Origin of the sequence: Nocardia sp. XZ_19_385 (genome assembly GCF_015355755.1) — a bacterium.
GTDB lineage: Bacteria > Actinomycetota > Actinomycetes > Mycobacteriales > Mycobacteriaceae > Nocardia.
This window is the reverse complement of the sequence record NZ_JACVEE010000002.1, coordinates 2132478-2151434: the sequence shown is the minus strand read 5'-3', so window position 1 is coordinate 2151434 and position 18957 is coordinate 2132478. Positions and strand designations below refer to the sequence as shown.

At 68.2% G+C, this 18957-nt stretch carries 21 protein-coding genes; 7 read left to right on the top strand and 14 right to left on the bottom strand.

The window, feature by feature from the left end; all coding sequences use genetic code 11:
- The first annotated feature begins 52 nt into the window (after window positions 1-52).
- A complete protein-coding gene (locus IBX22_RS22400) occupies window positions 53-847 on the top strand; it encodes an alpha/beta fold hydrolase (RefSeq protein ID WP_194817451.1) in 795 nt (264 codons plus the stop codon).
- Window positions 848-979: 132 nt separating this feature from the next.
- Here IBX22_RS22400 and IBX22_RS22395 read toward each other — a convergent pair whose 3' ends face one another.
- Together IBX22_RS22395 and guaB are read right to left on the bottom strand one after the other, a co-directional pair.
- Entirely contained in the window at window positions 980-2140 is a 1161-nt protein-coding gene (locus IBX22_RS22395) for a GuaB3 family IMP dehydrogenase-related protein (protein WP_194817450.1), read from the bottom strand.
- Window positions 2141-2294: 154 nt separating this feature from the next.
- Window positions 2295-3839 (bottom strand): IMP dehydrogenase, encoded by a 1545-nt coding sequence (gene guaB, locus IBX22_RS22390; RefSeq protein ID WP_228538918.1) that lies wholly within the window; start codon window positions 3837-3839, stop codon window positions 2295-2297.
- 197 nt (window positions 3840-4036) lie between these two features.
- Here guaB and IBX22_RS22385 point away from each other — a divergent pair, with 197 nt between their 5' ends.
- Entirely contained in the window at window positions 4037-4450 is a 414-nt protein-coding gene (locus tag IBX22_RS22385; RefSeq protein ID WP_036533470.1) for a DUF5319 domain-containing protein, read from the top strand.
- 135 nt (window positions 4451-4585) lie between these two features.
- Here IBX22_RS22385 and IBX22_RS22380 read toward each other — a convergent pair whose 3' ends face one another.
- From IBX22_RS22380 to IBX22_RS22370, 3 genes are all read right to left on the bottom strand, one after another.
- Window positions 4586-5665 (bottom strand): anti-sigma-D factor RsdA, encoded by a 1080-nt coding sequence (locus IBX22_RS22380; RefSeq protein ID WP_194817448.1) that lies wholly within the window; start codon window positions 5663-5665, stop codon window positions 4586-4588.
- Window positions 5658-6236 (bottom strand): sigma-70 family RNA polymerase sigma factor, encoded by a 579-nt coding sequence (locus IBX22_RS22375; protein WP_194817447.1) that lies wholly within the window; start codon window positions 6234-6236, stop codon window positions 5658-5660. The genes IBX22_RS22380 and IBX22_RS22375 overlap by 8 nt, the downstream gene beginning before the upstream one ends.
- 160 nt (window positions 6237-6396) lie before the next feature.
- Window positions 6397-7224: a hypothetical protein gene (locus tag IBX22_RS22370; RefSeq protein WP_194817446.1), complete on the bottom strand. Its 828-nt coding sequence runs from the start codon at window positions 7222-7224 to the stop codon at window positions 6397-6399.
- Window positions 7225-7843: 619 nt separating this feature from the next.
- Between IBX22_RS22370 and IBX22_RS22365 the strand changes: the two genes are divergently transcribed.
- The 3 genes from IBX22_RS22365 (at window position 7844) to IBX22_RS22355 (ending at window position 9360) form a co-directional block, all read left to right on the top strand.
- Window positions 7844-8137, top strand: coding sequence for a WhiB family transcriptional regulator (locus IBX22_RS22365; RefSeq protein ID WP_194817445.1), 294 nt, complete (start codon window positions 7844-7846; stop codon window positions 8135-8137).
- 403 nt (window positions 8138-8540) lie between these two features.
- Window positions 8541-9116: a sigma-70 family RNA polymerase sigma factor gene (locus IBX22_RS22360; RefSeq protein WP_194817863.1), complete on the top strand. Its 576-nt coding sequence runs from the start codon at window positions 8541-8543 to the stop codon at window positions 9114-9116.
- Window position 9117: 1 nt separating this feature from the next.
- Window positions 9118-9360, top strand: a complete 243-nt coding sequence (locus tag IBX22_RS22355; RefSeq protein ID WP_194817444.1) for a hypothetical protein — start codon at window positions 9118-9120, stop codon at window positions 9358-9360.
- A gap of 161 nt (window positions 9361-9521) precedes the next feature.
- On the opposite strand, the gene groL is transcribed toward IBX22_RS22355, so the two are convergent.
- Both groL and groES read right to left on the bottom strand, forming a co-directional pair.
- The gene (gene groL, locus IBX22_RS22350) at window positions 9522-11132 is read right to left on the bottom strand and encodes a chaperonin GroEL (RefSeq protein ID WP_194817443.1); all 1611 of its coding nucleotides are present in this window, start codon (window positions 11130-11132) and stop codon (window positions 9522-9524) included.
- Between the two features lie 89 nt (window positions 11133-11221).
- Window positions 11222-11521, bottom strand: coding sequence for a co-chaperone GroES (groES, locus tag IBX22_RS22345; RefSeq protein ID WP_194817442.1), 300 nt, complete (start codon window positions 11519-11521; stop codon window positions 11222-11224).
- Between the two features lie 543 nt (window positions 11522-12064).
- On the opposite strand from groES, the gene IBX22_RS22340 reads away from it, so the two are divergent.
- On the top strand, window positions 12065-13546 hold the full coding sequence (locus tag IBX22_RS22340) for an Hsp70 family protein (protein WP_194817441.1): 1482 nt from the start codon (window positions 12065-12067) through the stop codon (window positions 13544-13546).
- Between the two features lie 97 nt (window positions 13547-13643).
- Entirely contained in the window at window positions 13644-14270 is a 627-nt protein-coding gene (locus IBX22_RS22335; protein WP_194817440.1) for an RDD family protein, read from the top strand.
- Here the strand turns inward: IBX22_RS22335 and IBX22_RS22330 are convergent.
- The 7 genes from IBX22_RS22330 to IBX22_RS22300 all read right to left on the bottom strand — a co-directional run bounded on the left by IBX22_RS22330 (window position 14196) and on the right by IBX22_RS22300 (window position 18937).
- Entirely contained in the window at window positions 14196-14615 is a 420-nt protein-coding gene (locus tag IBX22_RS22330) for a pyridoxamine 5'-phosphate oxidase family protein (protein ID WP_194817439.1), read from the bottom strand. The genes IBX22_RS22335 and IBX22_RS22330 overlap by 75 nt on opposite strands.
- A gap of 71 nt (window positions 14616-14686) precedes the next feature.
- A complete protein-coding gene (gene tsaD, locus IBX22_RS22325; protein WP_194817438.1) occupies window positions 14687-15730 on the bottom strand; it encodes a tRNA (adenosine(37)-N6)-threonylcarbamoyltransferase complex transferase subunit TsaD in 1044 nt (347 codons plus the stop codon).
- Window positions 15727-16251, bottom strand: coding sequence for a ribosomal protein S18-alanine N-acetyltransferase (gene rimI, locus IBX22_RS22320; RefSeq protein ID WP_194817437.1), 525 nt, complete (start codon window positions 16249-16251; stop codon window positions 15727-15729). The genes tsaD and rimI overlap by 4 nt, the downstream gene beginning before the upstream one ends.
- On the bottom strand, window positions 16248-16931 hold the full coding sequence (gene tsaB / locus IBX22_RS22315) for a tRNA (adenosine(37)-N6)-threonylcarbamoyltransferase complex dimerization subunit type 1 TsaB (protein ID WP_194817436.1): 684 nt from the start codon (window positions 16929-16931) through the stop codon (window positions 16248-16250). Before tsaB ends, rimI begins: the two co-directional genes overlap by 4 nt.
- A 155-nt stretch (window positions 16932-17086) precedes the next feature.
- Window positions 17087-17533: a tRNA (adenosine(37)-N6)-threonylcarbamoyltransferase complex ATPase subunit type 1 TsaE gene (gene tsaE, locus IBX22_RS22310; protein WP_375540260.1), complete on the bottom strand. Its 447-nt coding sequence runs from the start codon at window positions 17531-17533 to the stop codon at window positions 17087-17089.
- A gap of 60 nt (window positions 17534-17593) precedes the next feature.
- A complete protein-coding gene (locus IBX22_RS22305; protein WP_194817435.1) occupies window positions 17594-17788 on the bottom strand; it encodes a DUF4236 domain-containing protein in 195 nt (64 codons plus the stop codon).
- Window positions 17789-17839: 51 nt separating this feature from the next.
- Window positions 17840-18937, bottom strand: coding sequence for an alpha/beta fold hydrolase (locus tag IBX22_RS22300; RefSeq protein WP_194817434.1), 1098 nt, complete (start codon window positions 18935-18937; stop codon window positions 17840-17842).
- Between the last annotated feature and the right edge of the window lie 20 nt (window positions 18938-18957).

Genomic DNA, 18957 nt, shown 5'->3' with positions numbered 1-18957 from the left:
CAGCCCAGCAAATCGCCCCGCGTGCCGTGGCGGCGCTGGTTATCCTCTGCTCGTGCCATTCGCCCGCGCGATAGACGCCGACATCCACTACGAGGACAGCGGCGGAGACGGTCCGGTGGTGCTGCTCGCCCACGAGTTCTTCATGGACCGCACCATGTTCGCGTCCCAAATGGCCGCGCTGGCACCGGAATTCCGCATCGTGTCCTGGGACGCGCGCGGCCACGGCCGCACCACCGATCAGGGCCTGCCGTTCACCTACTGGACCGCCGCACGCGACGCCCTAACTGTCCTGGACCATCTCGGCGCCGAGCGCGCCGTCATCGGCGGCACCGCGCAAGGCGGCTTCACAGCCTTACGCACGGCCCTCATTGCGCCCGAACGGGTTTCCGCACTCATCCTGATCAGCACCGAGGCACACGGCCCCACCCCCGAACAGTCCACCGCGACCCAGAAGTTCCTGGACGAGTGGTACGACGACGATTCCCGCCACCGCGCGGTAAATCAGTTGGCGCACTGGCTCATCGGCGACGACGACTGGTACCGCGAGATCTGGACCAAACGCTGGCTCACCCGCGACCGCCGCGGCATCGAAGTCGCCGCCGGCTGCCTACTGGCCCGCGACTCGGTACTCGACCGCCTGACCGAAATCACCTGCCCCGCTTTGGTAATCCACGCCACCAACTCCGGCATCGCCCACCACCGAGCCCGCCAGCTCACCCGCGGCCTAGCGCACTCCACCTACGTGGAAATCACCGGCGCCCGCCTCGCAGTCACCATGACCCACCCCGACACCGTCAACCACGCAATCCGGCAATTCCTCCGCGACCGCCTCACCCACGCCCGCTGACACCACAGCACCTCAGGGCGAACGCCGAGCGCAGCGAGGCAAGCCCGAAGCAGTGCAGCACCGGGGAAGCGAAGCGCCCCCGGTGCTCCTCCGGAAACAATCGGCAGGACGAAAGCCGAGCGACAGCAAGGATTACGCCCGAACGGACAAGCCGACCTTTTGGAATTCTTTGAGGTCGGAATAGCCAGCCTTCGCCATCGAACGGCGCAGCCCGCCAACCAGATTCAGCGAGCCGAACGGATCGTCAGACGGCCCGTAGAGCACACGCTCCAGACTCGGCCGGGCCGGTTCGGTAGCCTCCCCGCCAAGATCCCACGGATCATCCACATGCAGCATGGAACCGCGCGGCACCGACGGGTGCGCGGCCGAGGACGGCCAGTACCAACCGCGGCCCGCCGCCTCGGCGGCCACGGCCAGCGGCACGCCGAGCATGGCGGCGTCGGCGCCACAGGCGATGGCCTTGGCCAGCTGGCCCGAGGTGGCGATGTCGCCGTCGGCGATGACGTGCACGTAGCGGCCGCCGGTTTCGTCGAGGTAGTCGCGGCGCGCGGCGGCGGCGTCGGCGATCGCGGTGGCCATCGGCACGCCGATGCCCAGCACTTCGCCGGTGGTGGTGGCGCCCGGGTAGGAGCCGTAGCCGACGATGACGCCGGCCGCGCCGGTGCGCATCAGGTGCAGCGCGGTCTTGTGATCGCTCACGCCGCCCGCGACCACCGGCACATCGAGTTCGGCGATGAAGGTCTTCAGGTTCAGGGGCTGGCCATCTCCCACGTGCTCGGCGGAGATGATGGTGCCGTGCACGACCAGCAGGTCGACGCCCGCCTGCACCAGCGCCGGGGTCAGCGCCCGCGCGTTCTGCGGGCTGACCCGCACCGCGACGGTCACGCCGGCGGCGCGCACCTGGGCCACCGCGGCGGCGAGCAGGTCCGGCTGCATCGGCGCGGCGTGCAGTTCCTGCAGCAGCGCGATGGCCCGTTCGTAACCCCCCTTGGCAACCAGCTCGAGCAGCTGATCGATCTTGGCTTCGACGTCGGCGTGCCGGGCCCACAGGCCTTCACCGTTGATCACGCCGAGGCCGCCGAGGCGGCCGAGCTCGATGGCGAACTTCGGCGACACCAGCGCGTCGGTCGGATGCGCCAGGCACGGGATCTCGAACCGGTAGGCATCGAGCTGCCAGGCCAGCGATACCTGCTTGGACGAGCGGGTCCGCCGCGAGGGCACGATGTCGACATCGTCCAGCTCGTAGGTACGCCGGGCGGTCCGGCCCATGCCGATCTCGACCATGTCGCGCACGTGTGTACTCCCTTTGCTGTGTGTGATTGCCGCGCCCGCGCGCAGCTGAGCTCGCCCGCCATCGAGGTGCGTCGTGTGTTGCGGGCCGGGCGCGGTCCGATCCGCAACTCCCCGAACAGGTTAATCGCGCGCTGACGCGCGACCGTCAAGCCTTCTAACCGCGACCAGTGTAGTTCGGGGCCTCGACGGTCATGGTGATGTCGTGCGGGTGGCTTTCCTTCAGGCCCGCCGCGGTGATCTGCACGAACTGCGCTTCCTGCAGATGCTCGATGGACCCGGAGCCGGTGTAGCCCATGGCCGCGCGCAAGCCGCCGACGAGCTGATGGATGACCTGGCTGACCGGGCCGCGGAACGGCACCCGCCCCTCGATGCCCTCGGGCACCAGCTTGTCCTCGGCGAGCACGTCGTCCTGGAAGTAGCGGTCCTTGGAGTAGGACTTGGCCTGCCCGCGGCCCTGCATGGCCCCCAGCGAGCCCATGCCGCGGTAGCTCTTGAACTGCTTGCCGCCCACCAGGATCAGCTCACCCGGGGATTCGGCGGTGCCCGCGAGCAGCGAGCCGAGCATCACGGTTGAGGCGCCCGCGGCGACGGCCTTGGCGACGTCACCGGAGTATTGGATGCCGCCGTCGGCGATCACCGGCACGCCGTGCGGCTTGCAGGCGGCGACGGCCTCGAGGATCGCGGTGATCTGCGGCGCGCCGACACCGGCGACCACGCGGGTGGTGCAGATGGAGCCGGGGCCGACACCCACCTTGACGGCGTCCGCGCCGGCCTCGACCAGCGCGAGCGCGCCGGCCCGGGTGGCCACGTTGCCGCCGACGATTTGGATGCGCTCGCCGACCTCGGCCTTGACCTTGGTGACCATCTTCAGCACGCCGGCCTGATGCCCGTGCGCGGTGTCCACGATCAGCACGTCCACACCGGCGTCGGCCAATGTCATTGCGCGCGACCAGGAATCCTCGCCGACGCCGATGGCGGCGCCGACCAGCAGGCGGCCGTCGCGGTCCTTGGTGGCGTTCGGGTACTGGTCGGTCTTGACGAAATCCTTGACCGTGATGAGCCCGCGGAGCTTGCCGTTGCCGTCCACGATGGGCAGCTTCTCGATCTTGTGGCGGCGCAGCAGACCCAGCGCGGCCTCGGCGGTGACGCCTTCCCGCGCGGTGATCAGCGGCGCCTTGGTCATCACGTCGGCGACCCGGCGGTTCTGGTCCACCTCGAAGCGCATGTCGCGGTTGGTGATGATGCCCACAAGCGCGCCGACCTCATCCACGACCGGCAGGCCGGAGATGCGGAACCGGGCGCACATGGCGTCCACCTCGGCGAGAGTGTCGTTGGGGCGACAGGTGACCGGGTCGGTCACCATGCCGGCCTCGGAGCGCTTCACCGTCTCCACCTGCGCGGCCTGATCGGCGGCGGCGAGGTTGCGGTGCAGCACGCCCATGCCGCCGGAGCGCGCCATGGCGATGGCCATCCGGGCCTCGGTGACGGTGTCCATGGCCGAGCTCACCAGCGGGGTGCGCAGGCGGATGTCGCGGGTCAGCTGGCTGGAGGTCTCCACCGAGCTGGGGATGAGATCCGAGGCGGCGGGCAGCAGCAGCACGTCGTCGAACGTGAGGCCGAGCATGGCGATCTTGTTCGGGTCGTCGCCACCCGTAGGGGGGCGGACTGCGAGCCGTTCGCCCGGTACGGGATTACTCATTCGGATCGACCCCTCCTGGACGCTCACACAAACTGATGGGATGGACGGCAGCGGCGCCGGGCTGAAGCCCTGGAGCCTGGGCACCATGGTATCTGCCGAGCAAACCTCCGTTTCCCGCAGGCGTGGTTCTAGCACTCGGCGAAACTTGCCCTCCACATAGCTGGCGCAGACCGCACTGTTCTGCGTACCGTGGGTGTGTGCGTGACCATCTACCACCTGGCTTGCCGCCGGATCCCTTCGCCGGAGACCCCTCCGACCCGTCCGCCGCGCTCGATGCCATCGAGCCCGGCGAACCGCTGGATCCCCACGAGCGCCTTGCGGTCGAGGAGGATCTCGCTGATCTCGCGGTCTACGAGGCTCTCCTAGGGCACCGCGGTATCCGCGGGCTCGTGGTCAGCTGCGAAGACTGCAGACAGGACCACTACCACGACTGGGACATGCTGCGCGCCAATCTGCTGCAGCTACTCGTCGACGGCACGGTGCGCCCGCACGAACCCGCCTACGATCCGACGCCGGAAGCGTATGTCACCTGGGATTACTGCCGGGGTTACGCGGACGCCTCGATGAACGAGGCCTTCCACGGCGACGGCTTCGACGGTTTCGACAGCTGAGCTCCCCCGCCTCTTCGAACCGGACCCGAGTGCGGAGATAGTCGCGCACACGGCTGCCGGTCAGTGCTGAGTCAGCCCCTGAATACAACAAATCGCCGACCAATCCTCAGGTCGGCGATCGTTGTTCTGTGACGTCTAGCTACTCGGCCCGGGCAGATTCGGCATGCTCGGGATCTGGAACGTGGCGGTCGTGCCGGGAATCGAAGGCAACGACGGCTGCGTGGGGATTGTCACATCCCCGCCGGCCGTGGGCGTCACCGCCGAGGGCGGCGGCGCGATGGTGGTCGGGATCACCGTCGACGGCACCGTCGGCACCGTCGAAGGGTCCACTGTCACCGGCGGCGGCGTCGTCACGGGCGGCACGGTCGTCACCGGAGGTTCCTGCGTCACCGGCGGCACGGTAACCGCCGCGGACGAACCCGGATCCGTCGGCTTCGTGGTGACATCGCCGGGGCGCGTCGGGGCCGTGGTTACACTCGCCCCCGGCAGGGTGGTGATGTCCGTCACCGGATCCAGCTGAGCCGCCAGCGCTCTGCCCTCCGGTGAGGAGCCTCGCAGCTCCTCGACCAGCTTCTTCCACTCGGCTTCCAGCTCTGTCTTCTTGTCCTGGTCGCTGACCTGCGCAAGGTTCTCCTTCGCCCGCCCCAGCTGAGCCGCGGCCTGCGTCGGATTCGATTGCTGCAGTGCCTGTTGCGCTTCACCCATCTGACCGTCGGCCCGGTTCACCACGGTGGTCAGGGCCTGTTCGCTGAACACGACCTCCTTGACCTTCCACAGCGGGTTGCCCGGCTCGGCGTTGTAGGAGAAAGCGGTAACACCACCGAAGACCAGCGCGAGAGCGGCAGCGGTGCCGAGGATCGGACGCACCAGCCGCAAATGCCCGCCGGCCTGCGCGCCCACACGCACTTTTCGCGCGCCTATTTCCTGGTTGACCGCCGCGACAACCTCGTCCAGATCCGGGCTACTCGGCAGCGGCGGCGCGATGAGTTCACTGCGCCAATCCGCCAGTAGCGTCGCGAGCTGGTATTCCTGCTCGCTGTCGGTCTGTACTGGGCCGTCACTGGAGATGGCGTCGATCAGCGCGTCATCCCGGCGTACCGCCGCGATGTCCACCGGTCCGGTGTCGCCACCATTTCCTTCGGCGTAGGGACCGCTGTCTCGCGATCCACGTCGCGCCTTCCAGTCGCCCCGACCGCGCTCGCCATCCCTAGCCATACATTTCACCTGCCCTCGCCACTTGAGACTTGAGTTTCGCGAGCGCCCTGTGCTGGGCCACTCGTATCGCACCCGCCGTACTGCCCACGGCGACTGCGGTTTCTTCTGCTGACAAACCCATGACCAAGCGGAGGACCAGGATCTCCCGATGCTTTTCAGGCAACGTGGCAAGCAGGCGGTTCATCTGCCTGCTCGCTTCCGATTCGAGAGCTCGTTGTTCCGGGCCGTGGTCGGTGGATATGACATCTGGTACTTCGGCCATAGCCTCCGCCTTGTTACGGGCGGCGTTGCGATGGGCGTCTGCGACCTTGTGTGACGCGATTCCGTATACGAAAGCCATGAAGGGCCGGCCCTGGTCTTGATACCTGGGCAAGGCTGTCATCACGGCCAGACATACCTCCTGCGCGACGTCGTCGGCGGAGAGCTGTCCGCGCTCCGCGGCACCGATACGTGCCCGGCAGTAGCGGACTACCAACGGTCGGACCAGTGCGAGTACCTGAGCTAAAGCTGCCCTGTCGCCCTGCGCAGCGGCAGTGACGGCGAGGTCCAACTCTTCGCCCGTGTTCGTCATCGTCAGCGAGATTCCTGGCGTTACAAGTGGCACCGGCCCGATGACCTGTGCTTCCACCGACCGGCGGAACGGCTCTAACAATAGCGATAGACCGCCGCGAACCGGTCAACACGGTGGGTTGTGGCGTCAACCGAGCGGGGTTGCCCCGCACCCGGTGCGGTTACCGAAAGTGCCCGCCACGACGGGAAATAACGTCTGAACAGGCCTGCGCCTCGGCACTCGCGGCGGTGTCGAAGAGACCTGTTCGCAACATCGCGCAGGCCCAGCGCAGCGGCACCAAAGCGTTTTCGCGGCACTGCGCGGCGACGATGTCGGCCTGAGTCCGGGCAAGATCCAGATCGCCCGCGGCCATGCTCGCCGCGGCGAACAGGAGCCGGGATTTGACCTGGTGCCGCACCGAGGGACACGCCTCGGCAAGTTCCAGCCCGATCTCGGCGTGTTGACGCGCGTGCCGGCCCGCGCCCAGGGCGAGCGCGGTTTCCGCGCTGACCCAGTGCCAGCGGATCCGGGCCCGCCAGTGCACCGCGGACGGCTCGGCGTCGAGGGCCACCTCGCCGCGTCGCAGCAGGCGCTCCGACAACGCGAGCCGGCCGGTGCCGAGCGCGTCGGCGGCGAGACCGGTGAGCGCATCGCAGACGGCCGCGGTCCGGCCCGGGGTCCGGGGGTCGAGTGGCAGCGCCAGCGCCGCGGCCCGGCCGTCGAACGCGGAAGCCTCGGCATGCCAGCCGAGTTGACGCAGCAGTGAACCTTCGGTGCTGGTGGCCAGCGACCGCAGCACCGGATCGGTAGTGCGGGTGCGCAGCCGGCGCAACTCGGCGCGGGCCGCGGCGTAATGCCCCTGCCCGCCCAGGGCGACCGCGCGGTGCCAGGAATCGAGGCCGCCCGAGGCAGTCGGCAACTCGGCAGCGGCACGACCCGGCGTGGCGCCGAAAGCTGCCGAAGCGAGGACTTCAGATCGGGTATCCAGGGACGAGTCCGGCGCGAGCATCGGCAAACCCTATCCCGGGGCGCGCACGGCACTCGGAACTCGGCTTCGCATTCCGTCCTGGCAACCATCCAGCATTTCCGGGATCACGCCGTGTTTCTATCAGGTAAATCTCCACCGACAATGCGCAGACACCAGCGACGCATATTCACATGCGTTTCTCGCAATTAACCTGGCCGCCCCGTTTCGGCCATCTGCGCCATCCTCGTCCAGAACGCTCAGGGTGGCTCGGATCACCGCCGGCGCACGGCAGCTACCAGTCGAGACGGCGCCCACAAGCCCCCAAAAGCCTTGGCTACCAGCGCAAATGATGATGCCCACAGGCCATGCCGGGGCCGGACGCGAACTGACCAACCGAACAGTATTACCGGCAATGGTGTTAAAAGTAAACAGCTGGGAGGTTAAATCTCACCATTGAAGATTTCTCGAACCGGTGCGTCGAACTATTGACGGAATTTCGCGGCTGGACCTAACGTAGCTCATCGCCATGGTCGGCGCCGCGCGAAATTGTGGCGACCGGGAAGGCGAGTCTCGGGGCACCGCCGACCCGGCCGTGGTCCGACTACTTTGCAGAACCAACTGCTCGACATAGCTGACGAGCTCGCATCTTGAGGAGTTCACCGTGCCCATGCCGACCCACCTCCCGGGGCCGAATGCCGATGTCTGGGACTGGCAGATGCGAGGATCCTGCCGCGGACAAGACTCCGCGGTGTTCTTCCACCCCGACGGCGAGCGGGGCCGCGCCCGCACCGCGCGCGAGATGCGCGCCAAGGAGATCTGCCGCGCCTGCCCGGTGCTCATGCAGTGCCGCAGCCATGCGCTGAAAGTGAGCGAGCCCTACGGCATCTGGGGTGGCATGTCGGAGACCGAGCGCGAGATGCATGCCCGCCGCAATCGGCGGCGACTCGCGGTCTAACACAGGGCGGCTCGGCCCGCCAAGTTTGCTCCCATCCATACGGCGCGGCGCGCCGAATGCCTAGCAAACAACCGGCCACTGCAACACCATCGACAAAGCCCCGGCAGCACGCGGTTACCACCGATACGCCTGCCATCGGGGGCACCGATGGTCGAGCAGTTGACGGTTCAGCGTTTCGCAGCCGCTATCGGCGTGTCACGGCGTGTTCTTCAAGAACTGCCAGGCGTGTCGAAAGTTACCGCAAAGTCGCTGGGCCACAGCCGGTTTCCTCGCCACCCCACCGGAAGGGAGTCGATAGCAGCCCGCTACGGTGGTGACCGATGACACAGAATGGAGCGTTGTGACAACGCGGCCGCCGGCCGCAGAAGGCGACTCGTACCGAAGAGAAGCCGTTCCACCGAGCGTGGATTCTGCGGTATCGGCACGCGCAGCCGAAAGCATCGAGCTCGCCGCCCTTTTGCATCGTTGCGGCAAGTCCGACCAAGAAGCTTTCGCCGAACTGTACGACCGGACGTGTGCGCGCGTCTTCGGTCTGGTGCTCCGGGTGCTACACGACCCGGGGTACGCGGAAGAGACCACCCAGGAGGTCTATCTCCAGATCTGGCGTACCGCAGCCAGTTTCGACTCCGCCAAGGGATCGGCGGTGACCTGGTTGATGACGCTCGCCCACCGGCGCGCGGTCGATCGAGTGCGCGCCGAGCAGGCCCACACCCAGCGCGAAGTCGCCTACGGGATAAGGGTTCTCGGTAACGAATTCGACGAAGTCACCGAAGAGGTAGAGCGAAGGCTGGAACAGCAGGCGGTCCTGGCAGGACTGTCGACTCTGACCGAAACCCAACGGGAGGCGATCTCCCTCGCCTACTACGGCGGGCGCACATATGCAGAGGTGGCGACCTACCTTGGCGTAGGGTTACCGACCGTTAAGTCCCGTATTCGGGATGGACTCACTCGACTGAAGAAAAGTTTGGGGGTGACGTGAGATGACCGAAGGCCAGATCGATCTCGCGCACGCCGTCGCGCTCGGATCGATCGACGACGAAGACCACAATTCGGTACAAGAACTGCTCGACAGCGAAGACCCTGCGCTACGTGCAGCATTCATCGCCGACGTGCACGAAACAAGTGATGTCTTGGCGGCGCTCGCCGAGGTGACGGCAACGGCGCCGCCCGCCTCGCTGCGCGAGAAGCTGCTCGCGAGCGTCAGCGCCAGACCACGCCTGTAGTAGTTCACAACGCCGCCCGGTACCGCTGACGCGCGAACCGGCCTCCCCGTGGCCCCCAGAGCCACCCCTGCCTTCACACGCGCACGTGCCGACGCCGTGTGCCCGGAATCACAAAGGCCCCCTGGACGACTCGTCCAAGGGGCCTTCGCTGCGTTTCAGCCTCAGTGCGAATGACCGTGGTGGCCGTGGTCGTGCGCCGCCTCGGCGGGCTTCTCCACGATGGCGGACTCGGTGGTGAGCACCATCCGCGCTACCGACGCCGCGTTCACGACGGCGGAGCGGGTCACCTTGACCGGGTCCACGACACCGTCGGTGAGCAGATCGCCGTAGGTCAGGGTGGCGGCGTTGAAGCCTTCCTTGCCTTCGGAGACCTTGCTGACCACGACAGCGCCGTCCAGGCCCGCGTTCGCCGCGATCCAGAACAGCGGCGCCTCCAGTGCCTTGCGCACCACCTCGACGCCGACGGCCTCGTCGCCGGACAGCGAGTCCCGCAGTTCGACCAGCTTGCCGGCCGCGTGCACCAGCGCGGTGCCGCCGCCGGGCACAATGCCCTCCTCGACCGCGGCCTTGGCCGCGCTGACCGCGTCCTCGACCCGGTACTTGCGCTCCTTGAGCGCAGTCTCGGTGGCCGCGCCGACCTTGATCACCGCGACGCCACCGGACAGCTTGGCCAGGCGCTCTTCCAGCTTCTCCCGATCCCAATCGGAATCGGTGGCCTCGATCTCACGACGCAGCTGCGCGCCACGGGCCGCGATGTCCTCGGCGGTGCCGGCGCCATCGATGATGGTGGTGTCGTCCTTGGTGACCACGATGCGACGGGCCTTGCCCAGCACCTCGAGGCCGGCCTCGCGCAGCTGGATGCCCAGATCGGGGTTCACCACGGTGCCCGCGGTGACCACGGCCAAATCGTCCAGGAACGCCTTGCGGCGGTCACCGAAGAACGGCGCCTTGACCGCGACGGCCTTGATGGTCTTCCGGATCGAGTTGACGACCAGGGTGGACAGCGCCTCACCCTCGACGTCCTCGGCGATGATCAGCACGGCCTTGCCGGACTCGGCGATCTTCTCCAGCAGCGGCAGCAGGTCCGGCAGCGAGCTGATCTTCTCGCGGTTCAGCAGGATGAAGGCGTCCTCCAGGACGGCCTGCTGGGTGTCGGTGTCGGTGACGAAGTAGGGCGAGAGGTAGCCCTTGTCGAACTGAACACCCTCGGTGACAACGAGTTCGGTCTGCAGCGTCGAGGACTCCTCGACGGTGACCACGCCGTCCTTGCCGACGACGGTCAGCGCCTTGCCGACCATCGCGCCGATCTCCTCGTCGCGCGAGGAGACGGTGGCGACCTGGGCGATGGCCTGCTCGCCGGAGACCGGGGTGGCCAGCTCCAGCAGCGCCGCGGAGACCGCCTCGGCGGCCTTCTCGATGCCCTTGCCGACCACCATCGGGTTGGCGCCGGCGGCGATGTTCTTCAGGCCGCCGCGGATCAGCGCCTGGGCCAGCACGGTCGCGGTGGTGGTGCCGTCACCGGCGATGTCGTTGGTCTTGGTCGCGACGCTCTTGACCAGCTGCGCGCCCATGTTCTCGAACGGGTCCTCGAGCTCGATCTCACGCGCGATGGTGACGCCGTCGTTGGTGACGGTCGGGCCACCGAAGGCCTTCGCGAGCACGACGTGGCGGCCGCGCGGGCCGAGGGTGACCTTCACGGCGTCGGCGAGCTTGTCGACACCGCGCTCCAGAGCCCGGCGAGCCTTCTCGTCGAACTCGATCTGCTTTGGCATAAGTCCTTTTCCTCTGGGTTTGAAGAGCCGGAAACGGCACTGCCCCGGCCCCGCTTCAGCGGAAACCGGGGCAGCACACGTTTACTGGGTCACTTGGTGACGACAGCCAGCACGTCGCGCGCCGACAGGATGAGGTACTCCTCGCCCTGGTACTTGATCTCGGTGCCGCCGTACTTGCTGTAGATAACGGTGTCACCCTCCTTGACGTCGACCGGGATGCGGTCACCCTTGTCGGTGACGCGGCCCTGGCCGACGGCGATGACGGTGCCCTCCTGCGGCTTCTCCTTCGCCGTGTCGGGGATGACCAGGCCGGAGGCCGTCGTCGTCTCGGCCTCGTTGGCCTGGACGAGGATCTTGTCCTCGAGCGGCTTGATGTTCACGCTCGCCACGTTGAGCCCTCCACTTTCAGGGGATTATGGCCCGGGACTGTTATCCCGGACCATCGTTCGGTCATGGGTGCTGACCCTGCGCATAGCCCCGTCGTCGCGGGTGCCGAGACCCTGCTCAGATGTCAAACTTGGCACACGGCAATCGTGCCGACTAGCACTCTATACACCAGAGTGCCAGCGCTCAAGGGCGGGGGACTGCCAACACTCGCCGGGGGCAGAACCCCACGCCATTAAGGTCTTTCTATTAGTTCGGGAAAACTGTAACGTTCGGATAACGGATTGTGACAGTATGGACGACGGTCGCTTGTCCGGCCGCCAGGTTCGATCTCGAACCGGCGTCGCCCCGAGCACCTTCCGCTTTACCAAGCATCCCAGCGTTACCGCATCACCACTCAGTTTCACAGCGTCACCAGCTTCACCAGAGGGCAAGTCCACACGTGAGCCGAGGCCGTTACCCGCACCAGGCCGGGGGCCGGCTGGTTCACGAGTCCATTCGAGATGGTCGGCGACACCGGGACCATCCGCTCGAAGGGAGGTGAACACATGCGAACGTCTCTTGGCATCTCGGCCGGGAACGAGGTCGTCTGCTCGGCGCTGGTCGCCACCGCGCCCAACGGCGCCCAAAGTTTCGACTACCGCGTCGTTTCCGCCGACGCGGCCCACTCCGACCTCGGCGATCTGGTCGCTTCCTCGATCGAGCTGATGACCAACCAGCTGCCGTCCGCCCAGCACGTGTCCTTCGACATCGCCTGGCCCGCAACACCTGTCGCGGTCGGCTTCACCGGGCAGCCCAACCCCGCGGCCGTGGGCCGGCCCACCAATGTCGCCGTGGCCTACCGCAGCAAAGAACAAGCACAGGTGATCCGTTCGGCCACCGGCAAACAGCGCGACCTGCGGCTGGTTCCGGAAAGCACTGCGGCGCTGACCTTCCTGCGGCACACCGGGCTGCTGGATCGCTATGAGACGGTCGCCATCGTCGACCTCGGCGCCACCGGCCTCAGCGTCACCGTCGCCGACCAGGCCGACGGCACCGTGCTGCGGTCTCAGCGCATCACCACGATCAGCGGCAACGCCATCGACGAGCTGATCTACCACCACCTCGTGGACCTGCACTACGCCCGGCGCGGCACCCGCCCCAACCGCGGCATGCTGACCAATCGTGGTCGCGCCGCCAAGGAGCACCTCTCCGTCTCGCCCGCCGTCACCATCGATCATGTCGCCGGTCGGCCGCTGAAGCTGACCAGAGCCGACTTCGAGGCCCTGATCGCCACCCTGCTCGACGATCTCGCCGAGTTCACCGGCGTGGTGTTCGCCAGCGTGCCCAGACAGCCCCAGGCGATCGCGGTGATCGGCGGCGGCGCGAACATCCCCGCGGTCCTGACCGCGCTGGCCGACGAGTTCGCGGTGCCGGTGCTCAGCGTCGACGACCCGGAGGCGGTCATCGCCAAAGGTGCGGCGCTGGTGGCCGATGCGGCTCAGCCGTCCATGTTCCCGGTTGCCGCGCTGGCCAACGACGCGCCCGTCGGCACCTTCACCAAGGTGGTCGGCACCCTCGCCGGCGCGATCGTGGTGGTGGGCTTGGTCATCGGCTACGGCGTGAAGACCTTCGCCCCGACCTCCGACGACGAGGTCTCCCCCGCCGGCACCACCAACAGCTCGCAGCTGACCACGGCGCCGGCGACGCCCGCCAACACCGGCGACGGCACAACCCGCACCGGCGGCAATATCCCGCCCATCACGCAGGACCGGAGCACCCCGCCGTCCCGCACCAGCACACCCACCAGCCCGACGCCCGCCCAGACCAGCCAGCAGCCCACCCTGCGCCCGGATCCGAACCTGCCGCCGATCCCTTTCCCGGAGCTGCTCGGGCCGCTGCTCGGCAATCAGCCCGCACCGGGTTCGTCCTCGGATCCGTCCCATCAGCGCGCGGAAACGCAAGGCCCGACCACCGGCCCCGCCCAAACGAGGATCCCGCTCCCGCTGCCGCGCAACAACTCCGGGTCCTCCAGCGGCAACAACCAGTAGCTACCGGCCGTTTCGCGCAGCGGGAGTCAGGCCGCGTCGCGGTAGGTTGTGTTTGCCCCTGCCCGATGGGGTTTCGATTGGCTGAAAGACACCGCACATGAGCTCGCCTGGCGCACCGGCGTTTCCGCCGCCACCCCCGTACGACCCTTACGCCAGTTCTCCGCCGGTGTTGCCGCCGCGTCCGGCCGAATTCGGGTCACGCCTCGTGGCCCGGCTACTGGATGCCGTGTTCGCGGGCCTGATCATGGCCCTGGTCAATTTCGTCATCATCGGAGTGGGCGCGGCCGTCGACGGCGCCGAATCCGACGCCTGGGGAGTCGCGTTGGCGATCAACATGATCGTGCTCCCGCTGACCTACGAGTGGCTTCAGTTGGCGCTGTGGGGAACAACGCTGGGCAAGCGGGTACTCGGGCTGACGGTGCTGCGCACCGACGGCAGTCCGCTGTCTTGGCCGGTGGCCGCGGCGCGCGCCCTGCTGAACGCGCCCTACGTCTCCTTCATGCTGCTCCTGCTCCCGCTTCCGGTGCTCAATCTCGGCTTCATGCTGGCCGATTCGCCGCGCCGGCGCGGGCTGCATTCCCGGGCGACCGAAACGATCGTGATGGACACCCGGCCACGATTCGGATACCCGCCGATGTCTCCGGCGGTTTCAGGCGCTGGCGAGCGCCAGGAACCGGGTCGGGGTAACGGTGATCAGGATGCGGTCGTCGTCGTTAGGGATTAGGTCGGCGCTGGCGCGTAGGTACTTCTCTCGGATGCGCGCCGTCCATTGGCCGTGGCGATCTTCCGTGAGCTCAGCGTCGCCGATGATGCGGATCTGCCGGTTGGGTCTCTGGCCGTCGGCGCGTAGGCCGAGTTCGCGGTCGACCACGACACCGACGCGGGAGTTCATGCGGATGCGCCGCACGTGCGGCCGGTCGGCAAGACTGGTCAAGCGGAAAGCGCTGCCGTCCCAGAGGAACCAGATCGGGGTGACGTGCGGGTATCCGGACGGGTCGATGGTTGCCAGGTGGGCGATGGTGTCGTCGGCCAGTAGGCCGGCGATTTCGGCCTGGCGGAGCGGTCGCATTGTCCGCACCTCCCCAGACTCGTAATCGAACCTATGTTCGATTCTAGCTCGAGTCCGGAGGGTGTCAGTGCTCAGATGACGCGGCTGACGGAGACCGGGAGGCCGGGGTCGGTGGCGACCGTGAGCGGGGACGGACCGGCGCCGCCCGCGATGACGTGGGCGCCCAGGGCGGCGATCATCACACCGTTGTCGGTGCAGAGCCGGGGCTTGGGCACGCGCAGGGTCAGACCGGCTGCGGCGCAGCGTTCTTCGGCCAGCGAACGGATCCGGGAGTTGGCGGTGGCGCCGCCGCCGAGCACCAGGGTGTCGACGCCGATGTCCTGGGCCGCGCGGACCGCCTTCATGGTCAGGACGTCGGCGACCGACTCCTGGAAAGAGGCCGCTATATCGGGGATCGGCAGCTGGTCCGGGGTAATGCCTTGGCGCTGCGCCGCTTCGACGTGCCGGGCGACGGCGGTCTTCAGGCCGGAGAAGGAGAAGTCGTAGCGCGGGTCGCGGGGGCCGGTCATGCCACGCGGGAAGGCGATGGCTTTCGGGTCGCCGGTTTGAGCGGCCGCGTCCAGCGCCGGTCCGCCGGGGTAGCCGAGGCCGAGCAGGCGGGCCACCTTGTCGAAGGCCTCCCCCGCCGCGTCGTCCACGGTGCTGCCGAGTTCGAGGATGGGCGCGGCCAAGTCGTTGACGTGCAGCAGATGGGTGTGGCCGCCGGAGACCAGCAGTGCCACGCACGGCGGCATCGGGCCGTGCTCCAGCGTGTCCACCGCGACGTGGCCACCGAGATGATTCAGCGCGTAGAACGGGATATCCCAGGCCGCCGCATAGGCTTTCGCGGCCGCGACCCCGACCAGCAGCGCACCGGCCAGGCCGGGCCCGATGGTGACGGCGAGCGCGTCCGGCTTGGCGATGCCCGCGACGGCCAGCGCCCGGCGCATGGCGGGAACGATGGCTTCCAGGTGCGCCCGCGAGGCGATCTCCGGGACCACGCCGCCGAAGCGGGCGTGCTGGTCGACGCTGGAGGCGACCTCGTCGGCGAGCAGCTCACAGGTGCCGTCGTCGTGCCAGCGGACGATCCCGACTCCGGTTTCGTCACACGAGCTTTCGATGCCCATCACGATCATGACAGCACCTCGTCCGGGAGCGGCAACGCCGACAGTTCGGGGCGGCGCATGGTGTACGCGTCGGCGCCGCTGGGGTGGTAGTAGTTCTTGCGCAATCCGATGATGTGGAAGCCGTGCTTGGCGTACATCGCGATGGCGGGTTCGTTGTCGGTGCGCACCTCGAGGAACACCGGGCCGCCGCGCTTGCCCGCCTCGGCGAGCAGCGCCTCCAGCAGCTGGGTGCCGACGCCGCCGCGGTGACAGACCGGGTCGACGCCGATGGTGTGCACCTCGGCCTCGGGATGCTCGGCGTCACCGAGCAGCGCCACGCCCGCGTAGCCGACCATGCGGTCCTGGTCGTCGCGGGCGGTGATGTAGAGGTTGTGCTTGGCCGCGAGTTCCGACCGGAACGCGACCGCCGGCCACGGATCGTCCTCCGGGAACAGCAGTTGCTCGAGTTCGGCACAGCGCTCGATGTCCCGGTCGGTCATCGGCTCGATACGGATGTGCCCGGGACGGGTGCCCTGGTTCACCGGCGTCATGCTCCCGTCCGGTCGAGGGTGCGGAAGCTGTTCTCGACGGCGTCGGGCCGGCGCAGGTACAGCGGCACGAGGGGCTCGGGCACGGCGCGGCCGAGCACATCCGGCGCGGCGGCGCTGACCAGCCCGGCCGGCGAGGGCGTCTCCACCGGCAGCACGGCCAGGTCGAAAAAGTCGACGTGCGAAGCCGATCCGGCGATGGCCGTGGCCTCGCCGCTGTCCAGCTCGCCCGGCTTGATCACGCCGGGCCCGGCCACCCGGACGCCGTCGCGGTAGCGGGCCCAGTACACCTCGCGGCGGCGCGCGTCAGTGACGACGAGCAGTTCCCGGCCGGGGTTGAGGTCGGGGGCGGCGTCGGCGGCGATCGCGTCCAGACTGCACACGCCGTACACCGGGATGCCGAGCGCGTCACCGAAGGCGGCGGCGGTGGCCATGCCGACCCGCAGCCCGGTGAACGGGCCGGGGCCGATACCGGCGACGACCGCGGCGATATCGGTCCTGGAACGGCCTGCCTCGGTGAGGCATTCGAGGATCTGCGGGGTCAGCACCTCCGCGTGCGCTCGGGGATCCACCCGAACACGCGAGGCGACCGTGCGCAGCGCCACCGCACCGGCGCCCTGCTCCAGTTCCACCAGTCCCGCCGTAACGGCAGGTGTCGCGGTGTCGACAGCTAGTACAAGCATGATTGGCCCAACGATACCGGGTGGTACCTCGCCGCGGTGCGGTGCTACCTGCTCGGCGGATGTCGCCTGTCCTGAGCCCGGCCCAATCCCATTGACGCAGGTCACTACTGGTGGTCAGGGGTGTCCTGGCACACGCTGCGGACCGAGCCGCGCGATCAGGAGCCGGCCGCGATCCACACCCAGACGGCGGTACGGACCTCGGATTCGGGCTCGCGCGAAAGCTGGACCCGCAGATGCCGGTCGGCCAAGTGCTCGACGACGCCGAGCCCCCACTCGACCACGACGACCGCGTGATGCAGATCGGTGTCGAGATCGAGGGCGTCGAGTTCGTCGAGATCACCGCCCAGGCGGTAGGCGTCGACGTGCACCATCGGCACGCCGCGCTCCCCCGCCCGATGCTGCCGGGCGATGATGAAGGTCGGAGAACTGACCCGGCCCTGGACGCCGAGCCCGGCCGCGATCCCGCGCGTCAGTGCGGTCTTCCCCGCACCGAGCGGCCCGTCGAGCACGACCAGATCACCGGCCTTCAGCTCCTCGGCCAACTCGCGCCCGAGCGCCTCGGTATCGGCGACCGCCGGAAGCACCCGCGTCTGCTGCACCACCGCCGACCTCCGATCTCCGCGTTTTCCGTCGATCGGAGCCTACCGGGGCGGTGCTGTGCGTCAGCGCCTACGGCGACGGGTACGCCGCCAGCCGAAGGGGCCGGGGAGATCCATCGAGGTGGTTTCGCGGCCGGAGGTGCTGGTGGTGTGCCGGGGGCCACCGCGGCCGCCGGTGGTGATCGACATGGAGCGGCGGTTGATGTTGAGGCGCACGCCGGGGAAGATCTTGAAGCTCTTGCGGAACGTGAAAGGCATTCGAGCCTCCTTTCGTAGGAGGCGGATACCCGCGAAATGCCAAGTGAATCTTCAGCTTCCGATGGGCTGCGGGGTGGCGGCGCGGTCGGGGGTCAGGGCGCCGGCACGAATCAGCAGGTGGTGCAGGGCCTCGTTGACGATGTCGGGGAATTGCAGGTGCGGCATGTGGGCGGCGTCACGCAGCAGGATGAGTTCGCTGGCGGGGAGGTCGCGGTGCAGCGCACGGGAGTTGCGGAACGGAATCACCAGGTCGTGCAGGCCCGTGACGATCAGCACCGGCAGGTTGGCCAGGGCCGGGAGCGCGGCCGATTCGTCGTGCAGCTCGAAGACTTTCAGGAACTTGACGACAGTTTCGATCGGGGTGCGGTCGATCATCAGTGTCGTGAAGCGGGACAGGGTGGGACTGACCGGGCCGCGGTAGGAGCTCACATGCAGGATCGGGGTGATGACCTGGCGGACGATGCTGCGGCCCGCCTGCACCAGGGTCGGTGCGGTGTGCACGGCGAGGCGGAAGCCGTCGACCGCGGGGTTGCGCAGGAGCTGGGTGACACCGGCGGCGGTGACCTCGGCGGCCGCGGTGGACAGCAGGCCCACACCGATCACGCGGGAGGCGAACAGCTGCGGGAATTGCGCGGCCGCGGCGAGCACCGCCATGCCGCCGAGGGAATGACCAACCAGCACAACAGGTCCCGTCGGCGTGGTCGACTCGATAACGGCGGCGACATCGCGACCGAGCTGGGCGACGGTGCAGCTCTCCGTGCTCGGCGCACCGGAGTGACCGTGGCCGCGCAGGTCGAAGAACACCAGGCGAACACCTGCGCCCCAGCGCTTTTCGAGGTCGCGACGCTGGAAGTGGAAGGACTCCATGCTGTTACAGAAGCCATGCACGAAAATCACGGTGACGGGAGCGTCGTCGGGGCCGCAGGTGCGGGTGGCGAGGGCCACGTCGTCGTCGGCGCGCACCGTGCCCGCGCGGTCCCGGTCGAACAGGGTGAAATCCTCGTCCCGGTATTCGTCGCGGCGTGCGGGCCAGAGCACTCGCGCGCCGATTCGCCGCAGCGCGTGCGCGCCCGCGAGAGCGCCGACAACTCCCGCCGTCGCCATCCCACCCCGCATGACGGTGCTGCGATTCGTGCGTCGCGATCTCATCGGGAACCTCTCAGACCATG

Excerpts from the sequence above, each read along its gene's own strand:
- IBX22_RS22375 (WP_194817447.1), bottom strand. The coding sequence starts at position 6,236 with ATGACGAACACGGGCGAAGAGTTGGACCTCGCCGTCACTGCCGCTGCG.
- IBX22_RS22355 (WP_194817444.1), top strand. The coding sequence starts at position 9,118 with ATGACCGAAGGCCAGATCGATCTCGCGCACGCCGTCGCGCTCGGATCG.
- tsaD (WP_194817438.1), bottom strand. The coding sequence starts at position 15,730 with ATGATCGTGATGGGCATCGAAAGCTCGTGTGACGAAACCGGAGTCGGG.
- IBX22_RS22380 (WP_194817448.1), bottom strand. The coding sequence starts at position 5,665 with ATGGCTAGGGATGGCGAGCGCGGTCGGGGCGACTGGAAGGCGCGACGT.
- guaB (WP_228538918.1), bottom strand. The coding sequence starts at position 3,839 with ATGAGTAATCCCGTACCGGGCGAACGGCTCGCAGTCCGCCCCCCTACG.
- groL (WP_194817443.1), bottom strand. The coding sequence starts at position 11,132 with ATGCCAAAGCAGATCGAGTTCGACGAGAAGGCTCGCCGGGCTCTGGAG.
- IBX22_RS22300 (WP_194817434.1), bottom strand. The coding sequence starts at position 18,937 with ATGAGATCGCGACGCACGAATCGCAGCACCGTCATGCGGGGTGGGATG.
- rimI (WP_194817437.1), bottom strand. The coding sequence starts at position 16,251 with ATGACGCCGGTGAACCAGGGCACCCGTCCCGGGCACATCCGTATCGAG.
- IBX22_RS22330 (WP_194817439.1), bottom strand. The coding sequence starts at position 14,615 with ATGCGACCGCTCCGCCAGGCCGAAATCGCCGGCCTACTGGCCGACGAC.
- IBX22_RS22305 (WP_194817435.1), bottom strand. The coding sequence starts at position 17,788 with ATGCCTTTCACGTTCCGCAAGAGCTTCAAGATCTTCCCCGGCGTGCGC.
- tsaB (WP_194817436.1), bottom strand. The coding sequence starts at position 16,931 with ATGCTTGTACTAGCTGTCGACACCGCGACACCTGCCGTTACGGCGGGA.
- IBX22_RS22340 (WP_194817441.1), top strand. The coding sequence starts at position 12,065 with ATGCGAACGTCTCTTGGCATCTCGGCCGGGAACGAGGTCGTCTGCTCG.
- IBX22_RS22370 (WP_194817446.1), bottom strand. The coding sequence starts at position 7,224 with ATGCTCGCGCCGGACTCGTCCCTGGATACCCGATCTGAAGTCCTCGCT.
- IBX22_RS22335 (WP_194817440.1), top strand. The coding sequence starts at position 13,644 with ATGAGCTCGCCTGGCGCACCGGCGTTTCCGCCGCCACCCCCGTACGAC.